Origin of the sequence: Trichlorobacter lovleyi (assembly GCF_015239775.1) — a bacterium.
Classification (GTDB): Bacteria; Desulfobacterota; Desulfuromonadia; order Geobacterales; family Pseudopelobacteraceae; genus Trichlorobacter; species Trichlorobacter lovleyi_B.
Window position 1 is genome coordinate 3,434,534 of sequence record NZ_CP058409.1, and the last position, 22,830, is coordinate 3,457,363.

General features: G+C 52.5%; 20 protein-coding genes and 1 pseudogene. 6 read left to right on the forward strand and 15 right to left on the reverse strand.

What is annotated here, in order from left to right; translation table 11 throughout:
• Positions 1 to 10 precede the first annotated feature (10 nt).
• The 13 genes and pseudogenes from FY034_RS15875 to FY034_RS15935 form a co-directional block, all read right to left on the reverse strand.
• Positions 11 to 1,147: a DegT/DnrJ/EryC1/StrS family aminotransferase gene (locus FY034_RS15875; protein WP_265552273.1), complete on the reverse strand. Its 1,137-nt coding sequence runs from the start codon at positions 1,145 to 1,147 to the stop codon at positions 11 to 13.
• A 12-nt stretch (positions 1,148 to 1,159) separates the two neighbouring features.
• Positions 1,160 to 2,197 carry a dTDP-glucose 4,6-dehydratase gene (locus FY034_RS15880; protein ID WP_265552275.1) on the reverse strand — a complete coding sequence of 346 codons (1,038 nt, stop codon included), beginning with the start codon at positions 2,195 to 2,197 and terminating at the stop codon, positions 1,160 to 1,162.
• Entirely contained in the window at positions 2,198 to 2,905 is a 708-nt protein-coding gene (locus FY034_RS15885) for a WbqC family protein (RefSeq protein ID WP_265552276.1), read from the reverse strand.
• Positions 2,906 to 3,943: a radical SAM protein gene (locus FY034_RS15890; protein ID WP_265552278.1), complete on the reverse strand. Its 1,038-nt coding sequence runs from the start codon at positions 3,941 to 3,943 to the stop codon at positions 2,906 to 2,908.
• The gene (locus FY034_RS15895; RefSeq protein ID WP_265552280.1) at positions 3,943 to 4,401 is read right to left on the reverse strand and encodes a GNAT family N-acetyltransferase; all 459 of its coding nucleotides are present in this window, start codon (positions 4,399 to 4,401) and stop codon (positions 3,943 to 3,945) included. Before FY034_RS15895 ends, FY034_RS15890 begins: the two co-directional genes overlap by 1 nt.
• Entirely contained in the window at positions 4,401 to 5,348 is a 948-nt protein-coding gene (locus FY034_RS15900; RefSeq protein WP_265552282.1) for a radical SAM/SPASM domain-containing protein, read from the reverse strand. The genes FY034_RS15895 and FY034_RS15900 overlap by 1 nt, the downstream gene beginning before the upstream one ends.
• Before the next feature lie 27 nt (positions 5,349 to 5,375).
• A complete protein-coding gene (gene asnB / locus FY034_RS15905; protein ID WP_265552284.1) occupies positions 5,376 to 7,253 on the reverse strand; it encodes an asparagine synthase (glutamine-hydrolyzing) in 1,878 nt (625 codons plus the stop codon).
• A 133-nt stretch (positions 7,254 to 7,386) separates the two neighbouring features.
• Positions 7,387 to 7,877: pseudogene (gene tnpA / locus FY034_RS15910) on the reverse strand (IS200/IS605 family transposase).
• A 116-nt stretch (positions 7,878 to 7,993) separates the two neighbouring features.
• Positions 7,994 to 9,073, reverse strand: a complete 1,080-nt coding sequence (wecB, locus tag FY034_RS15915; protein ID WP_265552288.1) for a non-hydrolyzing UDP-N-acetylglucosamine 2-epimerase — start codon at positions 9,071 to 9,073, stop codon at positions 7,994 to 7,996.
• Positions 9,070 to 10,140, reverse strand: coding sequence for a polysaccharide biosynthesis protein (locus FY034_RS15920; RefSeq protein WP_265552290.1), 1,071 nt, complete (start codon positions 10,138 to 10,140; stop codon positions 9,070 to 9,072). The genes wecB and FY034_RS15920 overlap by 4 nt, the downstream gene beginning before the upstream one ends.
• Positions 10,137 to 11,048 carry a dTDP-4-dehydrorhamnose reductase family protein gene (locus FY034_RS15925; protein WP_265552293.1) on the reverse strand — a complete coding sequence of 304 codons (912 nt, stop codon included), beginning with the start codon at positions 11,046 to 11,048 and terminating at the stop codon, positions 10,137 to 10,139. The genes FY034_RS15920 and FY034_RS15925 overlap by 4 nt, the downstream gene beginning before the upstream one ends.
• A 71-nt stretch (positions 11,049 to 11,119) precedes the next feature.
• The gene (locus FY034_RS15930) at positions 11,120 to 12,496 is read right to left on the reverse strand and encodes a sigma-54-dependent transcriptional regulator (protein ID WP_265552295.1); all 1,377 of its coding nucleotides are present in this window, start codon (positions 12,494 to 12,496) and stop codon (positions 11,120 to 11,122) included.
• A complete protein-coding gene (locus FY034_RS15935) occupies positions 12,493 to 13,914 on the reverse strand; it encodes a sensor histidine kinase (protein WP_265552297.1) in 1,422 nt (473 codons plus the stop codon). Before FY034_RS15935 ends, FY034_RS15930 begins: the two co-directional genes overlap by 4 nt.
• Positions 13,915 to 14,036: 122 nt before the next feature.
• On the opposite strand from FY034_RS15935, the gene FY034_RS15940 reads away from it, so the two are divergent.
• Positions 14,037 to 15,329, forward strand: a complete 1,293-nt coding sequence (locus FY034_RS15940; RefSeq protein WP_265552298.1) for a BamA/TamA family outer membrane protein — start codon at positions 14,037 to 14,039, stop codon at positions 15,327 to 15,329.
• Here FY034_RS15940 and FY034_RS15945 read toward each other — a convergent pair.
• Together FY034_RS15945 and FY034_RS15950 are read right to left on the reverse strand one after the other, a co-directional pair.
• Positions 15,312 to 17,075: an ABC transporter ATP-binding protein gene (locus FY034_RS15945; RefSeq protein WP_265552300.1), complete on the reverse strand. Its 1,764-nt coding sequence runs from the start codon at positions 17,073 to 17,075 to the stop codon at positions 15,312 to 15,314. The genes FY034_RS15940 and FY034_RS15945 overlap by 18 nt on opposite strands.
• Positions 17,076 to 17,200: 125 nt before the next feature.
• Entirely contained in the window at positions 17,201 to 18,139 is a 939-nt protein-coding gene (locus FY034_RS15950; RefSeq protein WP_265552302.1) for an NAD(P)-dependent oxidoreductase, read from the reverse strand.
• 421 nt (positions 18,140 to 18,560) lie between these two features.
• On the opposite strand from FY034_RS15950, the gene FY034_RS15955 reads away from it, so the two are divergent.
• The 5 genes from FY034_RS15955 to FY034_RS15975 all read left to right on the forward strand — a co-directional run bounded on the left by FY034_RS15955 (position 18,561) and on the right by FY034_RS15975 (position 22,809).
• Positions 18,561 to 19,586, forward strand: a complete 1,026-nt coding sequence (locus tag FY034_RS15955; protein WP_265552305.1) for an ABC transporter substrate-binding protein — start codon at positions 18,561 to 18,563, stop codon at positions 19,584 to 19,586.
• An 18-nt stretch (positions 19,587 to 19,604) separates the two neighbouring features.
• A complete protein-coding gene (locus FY034_RS15960; protein ID WP_265552307.1) occupies positions 19,605 to 20,636 on the forward strand; it encodes an ABC transporter permease in 1,032 nt (343 codons plus the stop codon).
• The gene (locus FY034_RS15965; protein ID WP_265552309.1) at positions 20,633 to 21,544 is read left to right on the forward strand and encodes an ABC transporter ATP-binding protein; all 912 of its coding nucleotides are present in this window, start codon (positions 20,633 to 20,635) and stop codon (positions 21,542 to 21,544) included. Before FY034_RS15960 ends, FY034_RS15965 begins: the two co-directional genes overlap by 4 nt.
• Positions 21,545 to 21,622: 78 nt before the next feature.
• Positions 21,623 to 22,090, forward strand: coding sequence for a CopG family ribbon-helix-helix protein (locus FY034_RS15970; protein WP_265552311.1), 468 nt, complete (start codon positions 21,623 to 21,625; stop codon positions 22,088 to 22,090).
• The gene (locus FY034_RS15975) at positions 22,087 to 22,809 is read left to right on the forward strand and encodes an urea amidolyase associated protein UAAP1 (RefSeq protein WP_265552313.1); all 723 of its coding nucleotides are present in this window, start codon (positions 22,087 to 22,089) and stop codon (positions 22,807 to 22,809) included. The genes FY034_RS15970 and FY034_RS15975 overlap by 4 nt, the downstream gene beginning before the upstream one ends.
• The last annotated feature ends 21 nt before the right edge of the window (positions 22,810 to 22,830 follow it).

Sequence of the window (22,830 nt, forward strand, 5' to 3'; positions counted from 1 at the left end):
GACTTTTCTCCTAGACAACGGCCCTCAAGGCTGCGCAGACCCTTCTGACCTCGTCTTCGCCGAGTTTGGGATAGAGCGGCAGCGTCACCGTCCGGCAGCCGATGTCGTAGGCAATGGGGAAATCCTCCGGACGGTATCCGTACGACTCCCGGAAGTATGTGAGCGTGTGGACCGCCCGGTAATTCACCGCGCAGCCGATACCGCGTTCCTGGAGACTGTTGAGGACCGCGTCTCGCGAACATTCCCGCGGCAGCAGGACCGTAAAGAGATGATGGCCGCTCTCCTCCCCTTCTGCGGGAGGTTCGATGAACTCAAGCCCTTTGATGTCGGCGAGCATTTCCCGGTACAGCTGTTCAAGATGCTGGCGCCGTCTGCGATAGCCGTAGATTTGGTCGATCTGATGAATCAGCAGTGCTGCCTGGATATCGTCCATGTTATATTTCCATCCCATCATATCCATATCCCAGTGTTGATAGCTGCCTGTATAACGTGAAGCAGCGTTTTTTGATATACCGTGATGTCTCGCAGACCTGTACCACGCTGCGTCACCGTCGGTTTTGCAGACGAGTGCTCCGCCTTCGCCACAGGTAATATTTTTGGTTGCGTAAAATGAGAAACATGCTGCGTGCCCTAGTTGGCCAGGTCTAACTCCATCACGCTGACCTTCTAAGCAATGAGCAGCATCTTCTATAACAACTAGGTTGTAAGGCTTGGCTAGTTCGGCGAAACCACGCATGTCGGCCATACGCCCATATAAGTGGACGGGTATGATAGCTTTAGTTTTAGCGGTTATGGCTTTTTCTGCATCTTCGGGTTTAATTAAAGCGCTATGCGGACAAACGTCCACAAAAATCGGCGTTGCACCCGCTTGTAGTATCGCGGTGGCAGTGGCACAAAATGTCATGGGCGTTGTGATGACCTCATCTCCCGGCCCGATGCCGTGGCGCAGCAAGGCAAGGTGCAATGCGGCAGTACAGCTGGTGAGGCCGACAACATGGCCATTGCTCAGGTAGTTGGAAAGTTTACGCTCAAATTCGGCTACCTTAGGCCCGGTAGTGAGGAATACGGAGCGCATTACATCTGTTGCCAGAGCAATATCCTCTTCAGTCAAATTATGCCTGAAAAACTCCACCCTACGTTCAGTCATGCGGGTATCCTTTTAATGAAGCTCTTTTTTGCCAGTCTGCGTGACAATGGGAACTGAGCGCATCCAGAGCTGTTTCTCCCACCATTTACGATTTGCTGAATACCATTCAATGGTTCTTCTCAAGCCATCTTGCCAGTCTGTTCTGGGCCTCCAGCCAATGACACGCTCAATCTTTGAAATATCCCCGGTATGCCGGAACACCTGTCCCGGCCGGTCACCGACAAACGTAATCAAAGAATCATCAGCTCCCATAATTGAAACGATATCCTTTGCAACCGATAGCATTGACCTGTCGACAGCTGAGGCAACATTAAATACTTCGCCGTTTACCAGTTTGTCATCTGCGTGGAGAACCAAGTCAATAGCTGCACAGGTGTCCTCGGCATGTATATAGTCACGAGCTGCGCTGCCGTCGCCATGAAGCCGAATCGGTTCGTCAAGGATGCAGCTGGTAATGAATCTTGGAACCGCCTTTTCCAGATGCTGCTGAGTTCCGTAATTGTTGAATGGCCGGATTATGACTGCCGGAATCTTGTAGGTGGCCCAGTAGGAATACACCAGGCGGTCTGCACCTGCTTTGGCGGCGGCATAAGGACTCATCGGCATAAGGGGGTGATCTTCATCCATTAAAGGATTGTAGGCAGTGCCATAGACTTCGGAAGTTGAGATGTGGACGAACCGCTTGATACGGTCACGATATTTGAGAACGGCATTTGCGACGGTCTGCGTACCTATTACATCTGTCTCGAAGAAGAGAAAGTTATCGTAGATAGAACGGGTCACATGAGTTTCCGCAGCAAAATGCACAACTGCATCTGCTTGAGAAACCAGGGTCCCCACAAGTTCGCCGTTGGTAACGTTGCCGTACCAGAAGATCAGACGGCTGCCGTTGTCTTCATTGATGTCGACAGGGAGGTTTTCAACATGTCCTGCATAGGTGAGTGCGTCGAGAACGATGATACGGTAATCCGGATATGTATTGTAGATGTGACGCACAAAATTGCTACCAATGAATCCTGCTCCGCCTGTCACCAGAATGGTCTTTTTCATTCAGTTCACTACCTCCGGACTAGTATTTCCAATCAATATGTCGAGACTTTTGTCACCGCAATTGAACAACAGATCCACGAGAGAAAGGTAAGGCATAAAATCTCCATAAAGCTGGGGGTACGTGGGGTGACGGTACTCCTGGAATTTTACTCTAATGCCGTTTTCAAGGAATACGGCCGGATCGATGTAATTCACTCCCGATGCGCCCTCATAAAACGTGTCGGCGCCGAAATAGGTGCAGATTTTTATCAGTCTATCTATTCTTCCACCTTCTATTCCTAGCGTCGAAGATCTGACCATCGGTTTTTCAGGGAGTCCTAAAGCACGTACCAGTTCTGTCATGAGGTGAACATCCAGATCGATAAGGTATTCCCAATTACAAGCAAAGGAACTTTCGAATATGTTGAAATAGTGCTCGAAATACGGAGCACGTGAATAACTCTGGCGAATGGTCTCCAGATGTTTCTTGCGCCATTTTGCCATATTGTCGATGCGCACCTCGCAGATCTGCGGATGCTTATTGTACTTGAGCAGCACCGGAACTGTCAGCCACTGGATACCATTGGCGGTTTTTATTCGGTTGCGATTTCGCCAGCCATGTTTGTCGTACTGGACATCATCATATATTACAAAGATATCGCTCCGGTGTAATTGTTCGAAAAAACCAAGCCATGGAAGATATCCGGGCTGCAGAATGCCGATGACCATTCAGGCGCCCTTTTTCTCGTCAACTGCCAGGCATCCCTCCGAATCCATGAGATCTAGCTTGTCAAATCTTTCCTGGCGAGCCTTTTCTGCCACATCCACAATTTTCCAATAATTGTGTTTCCAGGAGCGGTATTTCCAGTCTGGACAATTGGCGCAAAGCTCTAAATCATTGCCAGCTTTATTCAGATGTTTCTGCCGGTAGAATTCGAAGCCTTCACCATGCCAGATATCCTTGATGCTCTTTTCGTGAATGTTCCCCATGTCGGTTTTGGCTGCTATGTCGAAGCCGCACACCATAACTTTACCGCGTGAATCTATGTTGAGGCGTTCAAAGATAAACGGACATGGGATCTGTTCATCTGGCGGCAGGTAGGGGGTTGGGTCCGCTGATTTGTCGGGGTCATTTATTCCCCAGGTAAGGAATTTGCGTTTCTGGAAGTTATCGACAAACGGCTCCCAAAAAGCTGCTACCGCATCTATGTCTACCCCTTCCTGGTTAACTCCGCTGGCAATGATCTTGGTGACGCTGCCAAGCTTGTTTCGCATTCTGACCATTCGCTCCACATTACACTTAAGGGTTGACCAGTCCAGTCCAGGCCTTACGTGACGATACGTATCAGGATCAGAGGCGTCCACACTGAACTCGATCATATCTATCTTGGCTTCTAGCAAACGCCGGGTACTTTCCTCGGTAAATCTGGAACCATTGGTAATCAACCCGACCTTTGCCCCCTGAAGCTTGGCGTACTCCATAAGTTCAACCGCCTGCGGGTGCAGCATCGGTTCTCCTCCACCAGAGATACGAACCCATGCTCCATATTCACCACATTGGTCGGCAATCAGCTTGAAAGTTTCAGGGTTCATCAAAGGTCTGTCTTTATAGCTGGAGCGAATGTCTGAATTGGTGTAAGGACAATTAGGGCAATAGGCATTGCATGTGTAAATAAAGGATATGACACACATCATAGGGAATTCGAGTGCTTCAGGTCTGATTCCATATTGTATGTCCTTGTGATCGATATGGTCTTTGCCAGTCATTAAATCATCTTCTCCATGATATTTTTTATGAATCTAGTGCCTTTGATTCGCTGATCTCTAAATGTTCTATCTTCATCTCCTGATTCACTATAGCCGCATTTCTTGAAAACATTTGCCGCAATAGGATTGTCCTTACGCACCCATGCCCATATGGAAGCCAGTTTCTTCTTTTGTGCAATCTGATCAGCGAGATGCAATAATTTGGTTCCTGTTCCTCGGTTTTTTTGAGTGGCGAAAAAAGCGATTTCTCCCCCACGGGAAATATAGAGTAAAAGTACTCCGTGTATGCAGTTATCCTCAGCAATTGCCCATATTTCAGTAGTAGTTTCATGCATCCATTGAATAGTTTCTGCAATTTCAACTGGCTGAGTAAGCAGCAGCTCACAGTAACGGTTTCTAAGATCTACATATTGGGGAAGGAGTTCCGGATGATTTTTCAGGTCCAGTACGTTATCCATTACTTACTAGGTTCTGCCGTTGAGTAATAGTCTGCTCGTGCCGACTGCCAGTCTTTGCAGTTGCGGCATATTTCTGGAAGTTCCGCAAATCGATTTTGCTGGTGAATTATTCTCAGTTCCTTCAGTTTTCCGTTCCAAACTTCTTTTAGGGTTGAATTGTTAACATCACCTGCGACGAAACGGGCATCAAGGTCGACAGCACAGGTAACCACCTTGCCCTGGTCCGTAATAGACATGGTTTGCATTGCCCAGTAACAAGGCCAGCGATCCTCTTCTCCGAGTACGAGGTTGGGAGCCTCGATCAATCCTGCCCAGCTTACCTTGGGGCGAATTTTGACCTTTGCACCCTTGTCACTCCAGAACGAAATGAATGCCTCTTTTTCATGTGCGTTGATATCCATCTCGACAAACTGTACAAAGACATCCGGTTTATCAGACTTTAATTCTTCTTTGAGCTGTAGCAGATACTGAATATTTTTTACCGTACCCTCGTAGTCGCCTTTAACTCTGATTTTTGCGTATGATTCCGGAGAAAAAGCGTCTATTCCGATATAAATCGCATCAAGCCCTGACTCTATAAGTCTCCTGGAGGCATCTTCATCCATCAGATTGGCATTAGTGTTGGTTACTACATCGGTCAGACCTTTATCCTTTGAATACCGTATCATGTCGAATATAGAAGGATTCCTGTTTTTCAGTATGAACGGTTCCCCGAAAAACACCATCCAGACACGGACATTTTTGTCCTCATCAGCCACTTCATCGATAATCTTTGTGAAAAGTTTCCACGACATGACTCCTTTTTCTCGTGTCATCTCGGGGTGTACGCACATGGAGCAAGCCAAGTTGCAGAAACTGACTGTATCTATCAGAACGACTTTAGGGAATTCGCCGGCATCTGTAAGTCTGCCCTGCGCCATTTGGGACTGTAAAATTTCTGCCTTCATATCGTCCTCAATTCACATAGAAATAATTTAACAGATGCTGTCTTCGCCGAAATAAGCTTCCCACCACAATTGGAACATCATCAGGTTCCATATCCTAGCGTTCAAAGGCTTCTCACCACTATCGAAACGCACCAGCAAGTCTTGCACCAGCGGGATATTCAGGCAACCATGGGCACTGAGCCGCTCGGGTGAAAGTATCTGGGAGCAATACCCGCGGTATTTCTTCTGCATCCAGTCAAAGATCGGCAGGACGAAACCTTCTTTTGGCCGATCGATGATGCCTGATGGCAGTATCGGCCGGACCGCCCGCTTCAACACGTCCTTTACTACACCTTGTCTGATCTTGAGTTCTCCGGGGATTGTGGCTGCAAACTCCACTAGCCTGTAATCGAGAAACGGTGATCGAACCTCGACCGAATGTGCCATAGAAAGAAAATCCACGAACGCAAGAACTTGATCCGGAAGCTGGGTCTTCCACTCCATTTCCAGTATGCGGTTGAGAGGGTTGTGCGCCGTTAGACCGGTAAAGTAACCGGCAATGACATTTGCCGTGCTGGCCGTTGCACACTGAGATATGAAGTCGTCAGACAGAATAGAACGCTTCTCGTTGTCATTGAACAGATATAGCTTGGATCTCCACAGTGCTTCGTTTCCCTGTGATATTTCATACAGATCATCAAGATATTTCAGATTGCATGGGGCAAGCAGAGCCTGTTCATCAGCAGTCAACCCGATGGTGCGGATCTTTTCGACCAGTCGGACATAGTGCCATAGTGGCTGGGCAGTACGATGGGTGAGATAGCTGCCGAAAAGTTCGTCTGCTCCGTCGCCGGAAAGCGCCACTTTGACATGTTTTGAGATGAGCTTTGACAGGAAAAAGGTTGAAATCGTACCGGAAAAGGGTTGGTCAAAGGAGCTAATGACTTTGTCAATATCCTCCAGAAGCTCGCCGCTGGACATTATGTATTCATGGTGATCGGTACCATACTGTGCTGCCACGCGGCGGGCGTGATAAAGATCTGCTGCCTTGTTTTCCAGTTCATCCTCGTACCCCAGACAGAAGGTCTTGACCGGTTTGTCGGAATACCTGCTCATCAGTGCAACTACGCTGCTGGAATCAACCCCTCCGCTAAGATAAGCTCCGAAAGGTACGTCGCAGCGCATCCGAATACGTGTTGCGTCATCGAGAAGTTCGAGAATACGGTTTTGGACTTCCCCCTCATTCCTGTTGTATTGTTCATCGAATCGGATCTGCCACCAGTTCTTTAGGGAGATTCGACCATCTTCCCATATGAGCATTTCCCCTGGCCGAAGGGTCTTGATCCCTTTGAATGCTGTAAAGGGGGCGGGAACATGTTTGAAGGTAAAATAGTGATATATCCCTTCATGGTCCATTTCCTTCACATAATTTGGGTGTGCAAGGATACCCTTGATTTCCGATGAAAAAATCACTCTGCTGTCGTTTACTGTGTAATAGAGCGGTTTTACCCCCATGCGGTCTCGGACCAGAAGAAGCCGCTGCTTGGAGCTATCCCACAGGGCTATTGCAAACATGCCGTTTATCCTGCTGGCAAAATCGAGGCCATGGTCTTCGTATAGGTGAACGATCACCTCGGTATCGGAGTGGTCGGTGTAGAATTGGTGTCCTGACAGCACTAGGTCGGAGCGTAATTCTGAGTAGTTGTATATCTCTCCGTTGAATATGACCCAAATGGCTCTGTCTTCATTGTGAACCGGCTGCATCCCTGTTTCTACATCAACAACACTTAGGCGGCGCATAGCAAGGCTAATTTGATCGTTACTGAAAACGCCTTCATCATCAGGGCCACGATGAATAATTGAACTTACCATTGCGTGTAAGGCAAGCTGGTTAGGAGCCCCGGTAAAACCGCAAATTCCACACATCTTCAGCCTTTCACTCCTTCGTTAAGTACACAATTATGCTCTGCTTATTTGTAACAGCCGGGCACCCCACTGTCACTCCTCAACCCAGCCACCCCTTAATAGTAGGGCTGTCCTAGATAATTATCTGAGTTGTCTAGCAGTCATGACCACCCGCAGAGCGGGTGGCTTGAGGAAAGCCCCTAAAAGGGGCTAGGTATTTTGGGTAAAGTCCAACTCTTCTTGTTTGTCCAGATGTTCCTGATCACGGACGTAGGCTCGGATCATTTCTTCATCCAGCCCAACTGTGCTGACACAGTAACCTCGTGACCAGAAGTGCCGACCGGTAAAACCTTTCTTGACGCCTTGGGCTTTGCGGTGGATATGGATCACTGACTTACCCTTCAGATAACCGATAACCATCGCAACGCTGTACTTCGGCGGAATACTTAATACCAGATGGATATGGTCTGCCATGGCATGACCTTCGATAAGTTCGACTTCCTTCTGGCGACACAACTGACGGATGATTTTGCCAACTTCTCCTCGAAGCCTACCATAAAGCACTTTCTTACGGTACTTCGGCACTATCACCACATGGTATTTGCACTCCCATTTTACATGCGCTAAGCTTTGCCACTCTCGCATGGCATTTCCTCCTGTTGATTGCCTCTAGGGGCTTTCCTCAGGAGGAAATGTCGCTGGAACGGCATAGCCTTTTCAAGTCTCACCGGCAGAGCCGGTGGTTTACTGAAAACCTACAATTAGTTAGCAGCTATCGCTATCCTACAGACCGCATTACTCACATTCTCCACCAGATATTCTTGCGGCGCTCTCCAGCACGTACCGAGCTTGAGAACAGTTTTGACACTGGATAATATCGCATCGGTTCCTGCCCCGCTGAGTATATTGCTGCCACACTCCACGGTTTCTGGCCTTTCAGTGACGTCGCGAAGGGTCACATTGGGAACGCCGAATATGGCGCACTCTTCTTGCACTGTGCCGCTATCACTAAGAACGCAATAGGCATTTCTCTCCAGTGCAATAAAATCAAAAAAACCAAATGGTGACATGAAGCGAAGCATGGGATCAGAGGTAGACAAGCTGAACTGCTCCATGCGTACCTTGGTACGAGGATGGGTACTAATGATGAAGGGTAGGCCATACTCCTTCTGTAGCCTGGCGAATGCTTGCGTTAAACTTTCAATGCGCTCCTTTATATCAACATTCTCAGCACGATGCATTGTGACAAGGAAGTATTTACCCGCCTCAACACATAACTCTTCCAGTATGCGTGACTTGGTTATCTGAGGCTGATAATAATTGATTACCTCGTTGATAGGATTGCCGGTGACATAGATCCGCTCACCGGGGATGCCTTCCCTTAGCAGGTTCTGGCGGCTCCGCTCGGTGTAGGGCAACAGGATGTCGCTGGAATGGTCAATGATACGGCGGTTTACCTCTTCCGGCACCCGGTCATCGTAACAGCGGTTACCGGCCTCCATATGGTAGACCGGAATGCCCAGCCGTTTAGCGGCAATGGCAGACAGGGCGCTGTTTGTATCTCCAAGAATAAGCAGACGGTCTGGCCTTTCCTGGAGCATAACCTGCTCAGAGGCTTCCAGGATACGACCCACCTGGCCCATAGGGCTCGAGCCACTGCAACCCAACAGGTGATCAGGCTCTCGCAGTCCAAGTTCCTCAAAAAACAGCTCATTCAGGTTGCGGTCAAAATTCTGTCCGGTATGCACCATGATGTGTTCACAGAGGACGTCAAGCTTCGGCATAATCCGACTCAGACGGATAATTTCAGGCCGCGTACCCAGGATTGTCATGATTTTCATCGCAACAGCTCTCCATCCTCTTCCTCGTCACCATATCCAAGTAGGCCGTGGTGTGCCAGAAGTTGACCAGTCTCCTCTGGTGAAAGAAGAATGTCACCCGAACTGTATTCTGTCATCAGTGCCGATCCTTCGACCGGAGCAACCGTGAGTTCCGGCAGCATCGGACGGATGGCATAGTAGTCACCACGGGGGTAGGTGCGCCACGCTTCTTCCTCGGAAACCATGATTTCGTGGACTTTCTCTCCCGGCCTTATGCCGGTGATACTGATCTCAACCGACCGTCGACCGATCAGTGCCCGTGCCACATCAACGATTCGCGCTGCCGGGACACGCGGCACAAAGGTTTCTCCTGGCTCTGCATCTTCAAGGGCAGCAACAATGGTATCCACAGCTCGTTCCAAGGGAAGCAGGAAACGGGTCATTGCTTCAGTGGTGATTGTGACAGGCCCACCATTACGAATCTGCTCATGGAAAAGTGGGATCACCGAACCGCGCGAAGCAAGGACATTGCCATAACGGACGCAAATGAACCGTGTTGCAGGCACCGTAATATTGCCGGCTATAAATACTCGCTCTTGCAATGCCTTTGTCATTCCCATGACATTGACCGGCTTGCAGGCTTTGTCTGTGGAGACTCCGACTACCGTTGAAACCTGCAAGTTATGGTCACGAATCGCTCTGACGATGTTCTCAGCGCCCAGGATGTTAGTCTGAACAGCTTCTTGCGGGAAATATTCACAGGATGGCACCTGCTTGAGCGCGGCAGCATTAATGACAATATCCGATGTTCTGATGGCAGCTGTAACCGACGCATAAGAGCGGACATCTCCGATTCTAAACTCAAGCAATTGAGCAAAGTTGTTGTAGATGACCTCATCGGTCACTTTGCTTTTCTGTTGGTACGCCACTCGCATATAGTGTTGCTTGGCTTCATCGCGGGAGAAGACAATTATTTTCTTTGGTGTGCCATGAACACCTGAGAGCAGACGTCGCGTGAGCACTTTGCCCAATGATCCAGTGCCACCTGTGATGAGGACCGTCTTGTTACTGAAGATCTGTGAGGTCAATTCCGCTTCCTTTCAGCATAGTGGTGTGACAAGACAAAATCGTCATACATCGCATCAACAAGTCGCTCCCATGATGGAGGACAATAGCCCGTTGCCTGTCGAAATCTTGTCGAATCAAGAGATCTGTCAGCAAAAAAATCGGCGTAAGGCTCTATAACTGCTGATACACCATACCGACTTGCAATGATCTTCAGCAGATCGTATTTACTGATTGCTGCAGATGAGACATGGTAGAGTCCACTTAGTGAGGCGTTGGGAATCACACGTTCTATGATAATATTCGCGAGCTCTACAGTAGGAAATCCGGAAAAGACCGCTTTGGTGAAGCCTTTCACATCACCTCGCTGCGCAAGAAACCACTCAACCAGTCCATAGCGGGTTCCCAGTTCATGGCCAATTATTGATGTACGCAAAGTAACGCTGTGTGGTGAGTCAGCAACCTCCCCCAAAAACTTCGTACGTCCATAAAGATCAGAAGCATTTGAGAGATCGCTTTCCAGATAGCTACCCTTCTGGCCATCAAAAACGCAGTCGCTACTAATATGAATCAGTCTGGCTCCAGCTGCCTTGCAGAGCATATTCAAACGGTGCGGAAACAAAGAGTTAACCGACAAGGCAGGAATATGCTCGGCTGACGCAGCAAGCTGTTTGATGATACCGACACAGTTTATGACTACGTCAGGGTTAAATTCTCCGATAATTTTAACAATAGAGTCAAAATTGTCAGTATCAATACCGCCGCAAATGTTAGCAAGCAATTCGGCATCAAAATAACCCGTCAGAACGTCTTTTTTTCTAGCAGTAGCCCGCACGTTGAAACGACGTGTCTGGCACAGCCGCGAAAAAAGTGTATGCCCCAGCATACCAGAAGCACCAAGCAGCAATATGTTTAGTTTGCGGACCGTCATAAGGCAACCACCATCACTCTATATGTCGTATATTAATCGGTACGATATGGAGCAAACTAAATACGAACTCCCTATCGTCCCCGCTTCTCCGGCTTCTCGATCCCGTGTTTATCCAGACGGTACTGCAATGTTTTATAGGAAAGTCCCAGGATCGGCGCGGCCTTGCCGATCACCCAGTCGGCCCGTTCCATCGCCTTCAGGATCAGCGCCTTTTCCATCTCCTCAAAATTGATCCCCTCCGGTGGCAGCTCAAAGGGGACCATGACACCCTCGCCCAGACTGCTGATTTCGCTTGGCAGGTCCTCCGGCTGGATGATGCTGCCCTCCGCCATCAGGACTGCCCGTTCAATGACCGACTCCAGCTGGCGTACATTGCCCGGCCAGGTATAGTTCATCAGCTGCTTGAGTGCCGCCTTTGAGATCCCTTCAACGGCAATGCCGGAGGCCTCACGGTATTTTGCCACAAAGAAGTTTGCCAGGGTGGCAATATCACTGCCACGTTCCCGCAACGGCGGCAGATTGATCCGGATCACGTTCAGCCGGTAGTAGAGATCCTCACGGAAGGTGCCGCGTTTGATCTCCTGCTCCAGATCCCGGTTAGTGGCTGATATGATCCGCACATCCAGCGGCAGGTTGACCTTGCCTCCCACCCGCCGGATCTCCTTTTCCTGGATGGCCCGCAGCAGCTTGGCCTGCATGGAGACGTTCATCTCACCAATCTCATCCAGAAAAACGGTCCCGCCGTTGGCAGCCTCAAGAATACCGATTTCGCGGGCATTGGCCCCGGTGAAACTGCCTTTTTCATGACCAAACAGTTCACTTTCAATCAGGGTTTCAGGTATGGCCGCACAGTTGATTGCCATAAAAGGGCAATCCTTGCGGGGCGAACGGTCGTGTACCGCCCGTGCAACCAGCTCCTTGCCGGTACCCGATTCACCGTAGACCAGCACAGTGGATGAGGTGGCAGCAATCTTGGTGACAATCCGGTAGACCTCCTTCATTTTGGGATGCTCTCCAATGATTGAGGGGATCCGTTCGATCTCAGCCACCCGTTTTTGCAGCACCCGGTTCTCCCACACCAGGGTTATCCGTTCAAAGGCCCGCTTCAGGGTCAAGAGCAGATTTTCTCGTTCAAGCGGTTTTTCAAGATAATCAAAGGCACCGCGTTTCATGGCCCCAACCGCCGTATCAACGGTACCATGGGCGGTCATCATGATCACGCATTGCTGCGGATCATCGGCCATGACCTGTTCCAACAGATCAAGACCGGACTGCCCCTGCATCTTCAGATCGGTCAGGATCAGATCAAATTCCCGTTTTCCCAGCATGGCAAGGGCTTCCTGCACGCCGGAGGCCTCAGCGGTATCGTACCCGACCCCCTGCAGGATCATGGTCAGGATCTCACGTTGGCTTTTTTCATCATCAACGATCAGAATACTTCCGCTCATCCCTTCAGCTCCTCCATCGGCAACCGCACCGAAAATGTTGTCCCTTCACCGGGACTGCTGGCTACCAGTATTTCACCACCGTGGGCCTTGACAATCCGTTCGGTAATGGCAAGCCCCAGGCCGATCCCCACGTCCTTGGTGGTAAAGTAGGGCTGGAAGACCTTTTCCTGATCTTCAACAGCGATGCCGCAGCCCTGATCCTTGAAGCTGAGCCGCACCCAGCCGGGCTGATCATCGAGTTCCCCCTCCAGCACAATCGTGCCGCCATTGGGCATGGCCTGGGCCGCATTGGTAATAAAGTTGGTAATGCAGTTCCGCATCAACTCAGGGTCAAGCAGCAATACCGGCAAATCCGGTGAAATCCTCTGTTCAACCACCACCTGCTGCTCAGCCAGGCGCTCATACAGCACCGAAAGCGTACGCTCCAGCAGTTCCGGGTAGGCGATCTCGCTCTTGCGCAACTTCAACGGACGGCCATAGTTCATGAAGTTGATCACCATGTAGTTGGCACGCCGGACCTCTTCCCGGATCTTGTCAGCCAGTGCGGTTACCTCACCGGCCCGCTCGGGACACTGTTCCACCACTTCGCTGCGCAGGTGATCGATGGCCAGGCTGATGTAGTTAAGCGGATTGCGGATCTCATGGGCAATACCGGAGGCCAGCTGTCCGACCCGTGAAAGATGCTCCGCCTCATACAGGCGTTTTTCCAGGGTTTCCCGCTCCCGCAGTTTTTCCACCATTTCGTTAAAACCCTTGGCAAGCTCACCGACTTCATCAGTGCTTTCAACAGGGATGGTAACCGACAGGTCACCGCTGGAAACCTTCTTGAAGTCCTGCACCAGGCGGTGAATCGGGTCGGTATAGCGCCGGGAGAGGTAGATTGAAAAGGCGATGCCAACGGTGAAGACCATGGCCGTTGCGGCCAGGCGCTTGATGAAATTGGAGTGTTGGATATTCTGGATGTTGTCCAGCAGCATGTTGACCTGCACATAGCCCAGATGCTCGTCTCCGACAATAACCGGCACGACCACATCATACGGTTTCTGCGACAGGATTGTGCCGCCCTCTGATTTTTTCGGCGCAGACCGGACACCTTTTTCCAGCTTTTTCAGGTCCTTGAGTTTGCCGATCTTCTCAGGGTTGGTGGAATCAATGATCTCACCCTCACTGTTAATGATGTTGATCTCGTTGATCCCTTTTTGGCGGGCACCTTCAAAATATTCCGTCAGCCTGGATGTTTCCGCCTCTGAGGTAAGGTCTGCAATACTCAGCTGCACCGCCTTCGAGATCTCCTGAGAGCTTTCCTGAATCTCCCGTACCAGCGTATTCTGCGAAAACTGGTTCAGCGAGAAAAGCGTCATCACCGCCAGAACCAGCAGCGAGATCATGATCAATACCAGACGGGTATTCAGGTTCATCAAGCGACTCCAGCCAGGATAAAAGTGTTGTCAGAGTAGCAGTAAAGCCCTACTCTTGCAAGGACACGCTCTGACGAGCGAAATTATTGACACCCTCCCGCAGGCGGTGTAGAACCTCCTCGATGAAAACGTTACGTTCCGATAGTCCACACCCCTGGCACTGTTTTCCCGGAAAGGCATTCCTACTCGCCTTACTCATTCTGGCAAGCGGTTGTACCACCACCATCCCCCGCACCGACCTGCCGCTGATCACCAATGAATCCTGCGGCGATCAGGTCAAGGTGGTCACGGTGCCGTTGCCGGTGATCGCCTCCTCTCCGAACGAAGGGATTACGGCCGGTGCCCTGTCAGCCTTTCTGATCCATGACACACGGGATGAAATCTATTCCCTGCTGGCACCTCAGCTCAACTACAACCAGAATTTCGGGTTTACCGGCACCCTCTACGGTTCTGTCAACCCCTCGCCTGAACAGAACATTGAATTCAACCTCTCCCAATCCCAGAAAAAGAACTTCGACTATGAAGCCAGGATACGGGATATCAGCCAGATGAACGGCGATCTTGAGCTAAAAGGTTTTCTGGGCTGGTTTGCCGACGGTTCATCCCGCTTTTTTGGTTTTCATGCCCGCACCCCAGGGGAACTGGAAACAAACTACACCAACCGTGAAATCACCTATAACCTCTCAGCCACCTGGTTTCTGGGACGACACTACTATCTGGAGCTGGGACACCGTTTTCGCTCCGTCTCTATCGGTCAGGGGGCGATCACATCCGTACCCTTTATTACGGAAAAGTTTGCAAAACAGGACGTTCCGGGGGTGGAAGGGTTTACCACCCATGCCCCACGTATCTCACTGATCTACAGCACCTATGACAGCAAGACCCTGCCCACCTATGGCGGCTATGCCCGGATCACCTTTGAGCCCACCATCAAGCTACTGGGAGGGGCCGAGGACTACCGCCACTATGAGGTGGAACTGAAGGGCTACCTGCCCCATGACCAGGCAAAACGTTTTATCTCGGTCTTTCGACTGATGTACAACCAGACCCTGGGTGACACCGACAACAGCAAGGTGCCGTTTCTTGAGCAAAGTATCCTGGGGGGGGAAAACACACTGCGGGGCTACGGCAAAAACCGTTTCATTGACAACAGTTTCCTGCTCTTGAACCTGGAAGAGCGGATCCGCTTGTTTCGTTGGGAGGTTTTTAACGTCACAGCTGATTGGGAACTGGCCCCCTTCGTTGATCTGGGGGCGGTGATGGAGAGTTTTGACAAGGCCAGCTCCCGCAATTTCGAGTTTAACCCCGGCGTCGGCTTCAGGGCCACGGTACGTCCCAATATTGTTGGCCGCGTCGATATCGGCGTAGGCAAAGATGGACCGGCGGTCTACGTGGGGCTAGGGTACCCCTTCTAACGTCACTCTTCCAACTTCACTCTTCAGCATTCCCTGCATCTTGGCCAGCTCGGCATAGCGGCCTCCCAGCTGCAGCAGCTCATCCGGCGCCCCCTGTTCCACAATCCTGCCCTCATCAAGCACCAGCACCCGCTGGCAATCCCGAAAGGCCGATAACCGCTGCGAGACCATCAACACCGTCTTGCCCTGCCAGCTTTCAGCCAACGCCCCCAGAATCTCATCCTCCCGCCCGGCATCCACCGAGGCCAATGGATCATCCAGCAGCAGCAGTTCAGGCTCCCGCACCAGAGATCGGGCCAGGGCAACCCGTTGACGCTGCCCGCCGGAGAGGGTTACCCCCCGCTCCCCCACCACGGTTGCCAGGCCGGCAGTGAAACTCTGCAGATCCGCTGCAAGCCCGGCCCGCTGTGCCGCTGTTGCGACGTCACCGTTGCCGCCGTAGGCGACATTGTCCGTAATGCTGCGTGAGAAAAGGGTCGCTTCCTGGGGCACATAGCCCATCAAGCGGCGCAGCGAGGCAAGTTCCAGAGAATTGACATCCTGGCCGTCCACAAACAGCATGCCGTCAGGCAGTGGCAACAGACGTGGTATCAGACGCAGCAGGGTTGATTTGCCACATCCCACCGGCCCTGTAATCCCGACCCGTTCGCCGGGAGCAATTGAAAATGAGATACCATCCAGTATCCGGCGTTCGCCATAACTGAAACGAAGCTCGCGCAGTTCCAGCCCCCTGCCGATACCGCCAAGCGGGCGGGCTTCCGGGGATTCAACAACCGCGGGAATGCTCTGCAGCAGCTCATTCAGGCGGGCCATGGAGGCGGCACCCCGCTGCACCAGGGTCAGGATCCAGCCCAGCACCGCTGTCGGCCAGGCCAAAAGCGCCAGATAGCCGGAAAAGGCCACAAACTGTCCCAGGCTGATCTGATTGGTAATCACCAGACGGCCGCCAAGATAGAGCACCGCCAGGGTTCCTGCCCCGGTCGCCAGGGCCATGACCGGCATCACCAGCCCACGCAGCCTGGCAAGCTCGAGGTTCTTTGCAAGACAGTGGTCCGAGATGCGGTCAAACTGACCGGCAACATACGCCTCCCGGCAATAGCTTTTGATCAGACGAATAGCGCCGACAGACTCCTCGGTCAGACTGGAAAGCCGGGCAAGCTCGTCCTGAGCCTGCCGGGAAACCGCAAAAATCCTGCTGCTCATTGCCCTGACCGCAAGTACCATTAAAGGGAGGGGTGCCACCGCTGCCACGGTCAGCCAGAGATTGATCTGAAGCATCAGCCAGAGTCCTGCCAGATACAGCACACCCGTATTCAGGAGGCTCATCACCCCGAACCCGGTCAACATCCGCAGATTGGTCAGGTCATTGGCAAAACGGGAAAGGATATCCCCGGAGCGTTCGCGGGAGAAAAAGACCAGATCAAGGGTCATCAGACGGGCAAACAGTGCCTCACGGATCTGAAACTCAAGCAGGCGTGCCGCATTGAGTATGACGGTACGGGAAAAGATGCGGACCAGGGCGTAGCCAACCGCAATCAATCCGATCAGCAGCGCTGCCTTGCCGGGTGATAAAAGCGCGTGTTCAGGCCGCTGTAACCCGTCAATCACCAGTTTCAGCAGCCAGGGGATCAGCAGGGCACAGGCGTTGGTAAGTACCAGCAGGAAGGCCCCGGTGGCATAACGCCAGCGGAGCCCGTCAAGAAACGGCAGCAATGCCTTTAATTCACGGACACTGGAGGTTTTCATGCGCTGCCTTCCTGCAAAGCGATGGCGTCAGCAACGTGCTGACCTGACTGCATGTGCTGCCATGATCTTGAGGCGCATCTACGGTACTCTGGCCTGATTCTTCAATCCAACGCCGGTACTCAATCCTATCCTCTGATGACTCGATTGACAGCGGCAAAATCAACTTCCCCCAAACCGGCGGCCAGGGCCTTTTTAAACAGCTCATTGACCGTTGCCGTGGCAAACAGCGGCTGACCTGCCTTTTCTGCAAGCTGCAGGGCCAGGCGAAGATCCTTTTGCATATGCTTAAGCGGGAAGGCCACCGGGAACTCTGCGTTCTCCACCACAGCGGCACCCTTCATCCGAAACATGGGATTTGACATGGCGCCTGAATCCAGCACATCCAGGAACTGGACAGGGTCAAGACCGGTCTTGATCGCCAGCGCCATTCCTTCGCAAAAGGCGGTCAACATGCCGCCCATGACCAGATTGTTGGCCAGTTTCATCCGTGCGGCACTCCCCGCCTCCCCCAGATACAGTATTTTCTTACCCATTTTTTCAAGCAACGGCAGCGCCTTGTCATACAGCGCCCGGTCACCGGCCGCCATAATCGTCAAGGTGCCATCCTCTGCAGGCTTCCGGCTACCGGCCACCGGTGCCTCCAAAAACAGGGCAGAGCATTGATGGGCATACTGTGCAGAAGCCAGCGTTGTTTCCGTATCCACGGTTGACATGTCGAGATATCCGCTACCCGGCCTGAGTCCGGCAATGATACCCTGTTCACCGTCACGTACAGCAGCTACTGCAGCAGGGTCGGCCATCATGCTGATCACCATATCCGACTTTTCAGCCACTTCCCGCGGAGAGGCTGCACGCCCGGCCCCGCCTGCCACCAGTTGGTCTGTTTTGCTCAGATCACGGTTCCAGACCGTCAGTGCGTAACCGGCTTTTTGAAGGTTATTGGCCATGGCGCCACCCATAATTCCGAGCCCGACAAATCCCACCCTCATGTTGCCTGCTGCCTGAGCCGCTTCGGTACGTCTGGCCTCTGCCTCCATCTCTTCATTGTATTGAGTCTCAAACATGGCTTCCCCCGGACACTGATTTTGTACACGTTGCTATTCTATTCCGCTAGACAGCACAATTAATATCACTTCAGTTTTTCCGGGACAAGCGAACAGATCAGTTCCAACAAACTGTGTGCCATTTCACCAGCAGCTGCAAGCCTAAAAAACCGGCTCCAAAGCTCAATATTTAAGCACAACAGCACCTGAAAAGCCTGTTTGCACCTACCAAGTCGGCATCTGGCAGTCAAGCATACCGGACTATTATCTGCCTAAACGGCTGTAGCCAGCGCATCTATAATACTAATCACAAAAAAAGTATTACTCTGGCACATTGCTTGCTTCGCCCGGAAACACGATCAAATGTGTCCCGGCCAGGTGCAATCCTTTTGTTTTATGGCGGTGATTCGGATTGATCCACTACCCGATTAAGGAGGTTGCAATGAGAGTAAAGCATCTGTTTGGTCTGTTGCTGGTGATTGCCCTGTCAGCTTTGACCCTGGCTGCCTGCAAACCGGCAGGCAAGGAAGGTACGCAGGCAAAACCTGCGGCACAGGCAAAGGGCCCGTTGAAGATCGCGTACAGCGATTGGCCCGGCTGGGTTGCCTGGGAGATCGGCATCCAGAAAGGCTTCTTCAAAGAAGCCGGGGTTGATGCCCAGTTCCAGTGGTTTGAGTATGCCCCTTCCATGGACGCCTTTGTTGCCGGCAAGGTTGACGCGGTGGCCATGTCCAACGGCGATACGCTGGTGAACGGAGCCAAAGGCAAAAAAGGGACCATGATTCTGATCAACGATTACAGCAACGGCAATGACATGATCATCGCCCGTCCCGGCATCAAGTCCATCAAGGATCTGAAAGGGAAAAAGGTGGCGCTTGAGGTGGGGCTGCTGGAGCACCTGATGTTGAACCACGCCCTGAAGCAGAACGGCATGAAACCTGAAGATGTCACCCTGATCAACACCCCGACCCATCAGACAGCACAAACCCTGGCATCCGGTGATGTTGACGCCATTGCCGCCTGGCAGCCGAACTCCGGCCAGGCCCTTAAGGCGGTCAACGGCGCCAAGGCGATCTATACCAGTGCCAACGCCCCCGGCCTGATCTACGATGCCCTGGTGGTTGACCCCCAAAGCCTGTCAGATCGCAAGGAGGATTGGCAGAAGGTGGTCAAAGTCTGGTACCGGATCATTGATTATATGAAGAACCCGGCCAATGAGAAGGAAGTCCTGCAGATCATGTCAGCCCGCGTCAATGTCCCGGCAGCCGAATATGCCACCTATATGAAAGGGACCCGCTTCCTGTCCCTGGCAGAAGCGCAAGAGGCCTTTAAGCAGTCCGCCTCCCTCACCTCTCTCTACGGTTCCAGCAAGAATGCCGATGACTTCAACATCGCCAACAAGGTCTATGACAAGCCCCAGAACCCGGCTGACTACATTGATGCCTCGCTTGTTGCAAACCTGAAGTAGAAAGCAAGGGACACTTCCATGGCACGCGCACGGTACTTTATCATCTGGAAAGAGCTGGACCCCACCCGTCGTCGGGTTTTCCAGATCTGCTCCTTCATCATCCCGCTGCTGGTCTGGTCGGTAGTCAGCTACTGCCCTGCTGTCTGGCATCCGATGGTGCGAGTCACCGAACCGGGAAGCATCGCCCATTTCAGGGTTGATGCCCTGATAGAAAAGCGGGCCTTTTTCCGGGAAAATGCCAAAGCCGTGGAAGAGCACCGTCAACCAGCCTCCGGGGTGCCGACTAATCCGGTCTACCTGCCGGCACCCCATGAGGTTGCGGTCAGCTTTTACAAGGCATTCGTCACACCGCCCCGGCTCCCTGATGAGCCATGGCTGCACCAGAGCCTTGGTCACAGCATCAAGATTATTCTCTGGGGTTTCCTGATCTCGTCACTGCTTGCCGTCCCGCTTGGTATCGTTGGCGGAACCTACCGGCTGTTCTCATACCTGACCGACCCGTTTATTGAGTTTTTCCGCTACCTGCCGGCACCGGCATTTGCCGCACTGGCGGTGGCAGTACTGGGGATCTACGACGGGCCCAAGGTTGCCATTATTGTCATCGGCACCTTTTTCCAACAGGTCCTGATGATCTCAAACACCACCCAGCGGCTGGACCCCGCCCTGCTTGAGGCAGCCCAGACCCTGGGGGCACGCGGATTCAAGCTTTTCACCCGGGTGGTCATCCCCGGCATCCTGCCCGATGTCTACCGCGACATGCGCATCCTGCTCGGCTGGGCCTGGACCTATCTGATCGTGGCAGAGGTGGTGGGCAACAGTACCGGCATTACCTGGTTCATCAACCAGCAGGCCAAGTATCGCATCTATGACAACGTCTATGCCGCCATCATCATGATCGGCATCATCGGCCTGACCACCGATCTTTTCCTGGCCTGGATCGGATCGCAGCTCTTTACCTGGAAAAGCGGCAAGAAGAGCATCCTGTCCAGACTACGGACCGTCTACAGCTCACCCAGGCCCAAGCCGGAACTTTCGCAGGAGGCGCCATGACCATCCATGACGTGACACTACCAAGCTACCGCGATCAGAGCCCGGAAGTCAGAGCCCGTTTCCAGCGCATTGCAACACGGCCGGTGGTCCTCAAGGTCAACAACCTTGGCAAGACCTTTGACAGCGTCAAAGGAAAGGTGCAGGCACTCCACGACCTTTCCTTTCAGGTCCATCGCCGTGAATTTATCAGTATCATCGGCCCATCCGGCTGCGGCAAGTCAACCCTGATCAGGATCCTGGCCGGCCTGGAAGAGCACACCTCAGGTCAGATCCTGCTGGATGACCGCGAAGTAACCGGCCCCGGACCGGACCGCGGCATGGTCTTTCAGGGCTACACCCTCTTTCCCTGGCTGACCGTCCTGAAGAATGTCATGTTTGGCCTGGAAGTCTCAAGCAGCACCCGCGGGATTGCCGGGATCACCATTGAACAGGAGGCACGGGGCTGGATCGAGATGGTGGGACTGGCTGCGTTTGCCGACTCCTATCCCCATGAGCTCTCCGGCGGCATGAAACAACGGGTGGCCATTGCCCGGGCCCTGGCTAACCGGCCACGTATCCTGCTGATGGATGAACCGTTCGGCGCCCTGGATGCCCAGACCCGGGCCAAGATGCAATCCTATCTGCTTCAGATCTGGAAAAACGTGGATGTCACGATTGTCTTTATTACCCATGACCTTGACGAGGCGATCTACCTTTCTGACCGGATTCTGGTGCTCAAGGCAAACCCTGGTGAGCTCCAGGAGATTATCGAGGTGCCGATCGAGCATCCACGCACCCCGGCCCAGTTTCTTTCCCAGGAATTTCTGGCAACCAAAAAGAGACTTGAGGAGCTGATCCATCCCCCGTCTGCAACCGAGGAGATGTTGCCCGTCGTCAGAATGACCCAGATCGGTGATGACGTCTACTAACCGAGCTCTTTTTTTGGTATAAAGTATTACGAATAATTAAATTATTCATACCAGTTCAAAAAAAGGAATCAGATGATCATGAAAAAAACACAGGGCGTGAAACGGATCTGCATTGCGTTACCGGAGGCACTGGCTGAAGAACTTGACCAGGCCACCGCCTCCAGCAGCTTCCCCAACCGGAGCAATGCGGTTGCCGAAATGCTGCGGGATGCCCTTATCTCCCGTCGCGAAAAGCTCAACCAGCGGGAGGTCATGGCCGGCAGCATCACGATCTTTTATGACGAATCCCGCAACCAGATCCAGCAGCGGCTGGCGGATATTCAGCGTATCTACCTCAAGGAGGTGGTCAGTTCACTCAATGTCATGCTGGAAAGCAATTACCGCATGGAGGTCTTCATCGTGCAGGGGCCGGTCTATCGCCTGCGTGAAATGGTGCAAGAACTGGTGGCCTGCAAAGGGGTAGAAACCGGCAAACTGACCCTCACCGGCGCCACCCTGCCGCAACTCCATGCCCGCAGAAGACAAAAACAGGAGATACTGCCATGACCGTGACACCCGATACCATCCTCTTCGAAGAGATCATGCCTGGCGGCTGGAACCGTTCGCTGATCCTTAAACGGGGAACGGCACTACGCCTGACTGATATAGAGGGAGGGGCCAACCTGTCAGCCCTGTTCTATAACGCCCACAATACCACTGAACGCTACAACATGCCGGATACCCTCAAGGCCCAGTTTATCTCCTGCATCAGCAAAGGAAACGTCTGCTACTCAGACATGGGCAGGATTCTGGTCTCGATCATTGATGACGGCTGCGGCTGGCACGACACCATCAGCGGGCTCTCCAATGCCGCAACCAACCAGCGCAAGTATGGTTCAAGCCCCTATCAAAGTGCCAGAAATAGCTATTATCGTAACGGCTTTGACGCCCTGCTGCTGGAACTGGCCAAGCATGGCATGGGCAAACGCGACCTGATCGCGCCGGTCAATTTTTTCACCAAGATCGCCGTTGATACCGCCGGTGACCTTGCGTTCATCACGGGAAACTCTCCTGCCGGCAGCTACGTCGACCTGCAGGCCGAGATGGATACGCTGGTTGTACTCTGCAGCTGCCCCCATCCGATGGACCCGCGACCGGACTACGGGCCAGGGCCGGTCAAGCTGACGGTCTGGAACTCCGGCATCGCACCGGAGCAGAACCCCTGCCGCAGCTTCTGTGCCCAAAACCAGCGCGGGTTCATGAACACCATCGAGTACCATCTCTAAGCCCGCAGCCAGCGAAGCGAA

Excerpts from the sequence above, each read along its gene's own strand:
- FY034_RS15875 (WP_265552273.1), bottom strand. The coding sequence starts at position 1,147 with ATGACTGAACGTAGGGTGGAGTTTTTCAGGCATAATTTGACTGAAGAG.
- FY034_RS15880 (WP_265552275.1), bottom strand. The coding sequence starts at position 2,197 with ATGAAAAAGACCATTCTGGTGACAGGCGGAGCAGGATTCATTGGTAGC.
- FY034_RS15885 (WP_265552276.1), bottom strand. The coding sequence starts at position 2,905 with ATGGTCATCGGCATTCTGCAGCCCGGATATCTTCCATGGCTTGGTTTT.
- FY034_RS15890 (WP_265552278.1), bottom strand. The coding sequence starts at position 3,943 with ATGACTGGCAAAGACCATATCGATCACAAGGACATACAATATGGAATC.
- FY034_RS15895 (WP_265552280.1), bottom strand. The coding sequence starts at position 4,401 with ATGGATAACGTACTGGACCTGAAAAATCATCCGGAACTCCTTCCCCAA.
- FY034_RS15900 (WP_265552282.1), bottom strand. The coding sequence starts at position 5,348 with ATGAAGGCAGAAATTTTACAGTCCCAAATGGCGCAGGGCAGACTTACA.
- asnB (WP_265552284.1), bottom strand. The coding sequence starts at position 7,253 with ATGTGTGGAATTTGCGGTTTTACCGGGGCTCCTAACCAGCTTGCCTTA.
- wecB (WP_265552288.1), bottom strand. The coding sequence starts at position 9,073 with ATGAAAATCATGACAATCCTGGGTACGCGGCCTGAAATTATCCGTCTG.
- FY034_RS15925 (WP_265552293.1), bottom strand. The coding sequence starts at position 11,048 with ATGACGGTCCGCAAACTAAACATATTGCTGCTTGGTGCTTCTGGTATG.
- FY034_RS15930 (WP_265552295.1), bottom strand. The coding sequence starts at position 12,496 with ATGAGCGGAAGTATTCTGATCGTTGATGATGAAAAAAGCCAACGTGAG.
- FY034_RS15935 (WP_265552297.1), bottom strand. The coding sequence starts at position 13,914 with ATGAACCTGAATACCCGTCTGGTATTGATCATGATCTCGCTGCTGGTT.
- FY034_RS15940 (WP_265552298.1), top strand. The coding sequence starts at position 14,037 with ATGAAAACGTTACGTTCCGATAGTCCACACCCCTGGCACTGTTTTCCC.
- FY034_RS15945 (WP_265552300.1), bottom strand. The coding sequence starts at position 17,075 with ATGAAAACCTCCAGTGTCCGTGAATTAAAGGCATTGCTGCCGTTTCTT.
- FY034_RS15950 (WP_265552302.1), bottom strand. The coding sequence starts at position 18,139 with ATGTTTGAGACTCAATACAATGAAGAGATGGAGGCAGAGGCCAGACGT.
- FY034_RS15955 (WP_265552305.1), top strand. The coding sequence starts at position 18,561 with ATGAGAGTAAAGCATCTGTTTGGTCTGTTGCTGGTGATTGCCCTGTCA.
- FY034_RS15960 (WP_265552307.1), top strand. The coding sequence starts at position 19,605 with ATGGCACGCGCACGGTACTTTATCATCTGGAAAGAGCTGGACCCCACC.
- FY034_RS15965 (WP_265552309.1), top strand. The coding sequence starts at position 20,633 with ATGACCATCCATGACGTGACACTACCAAGCTACCGCGATCAGAGCCCG.
- FY034_RS15970 (WP_265552311.1), top strand. The coding sequence starts at position 21,623 with ATGAAAAAAACACAGGGCGTGAAACGGATCTGCATTGCGTTACCGGAG.
- FY034_RS15975 (WP_265552313.1), top strand. The coding sequence starts at position 22,087 with ATGACCGTGACACCCGATACCATCCTCTTCGAAGAGATCATGCCTGGC.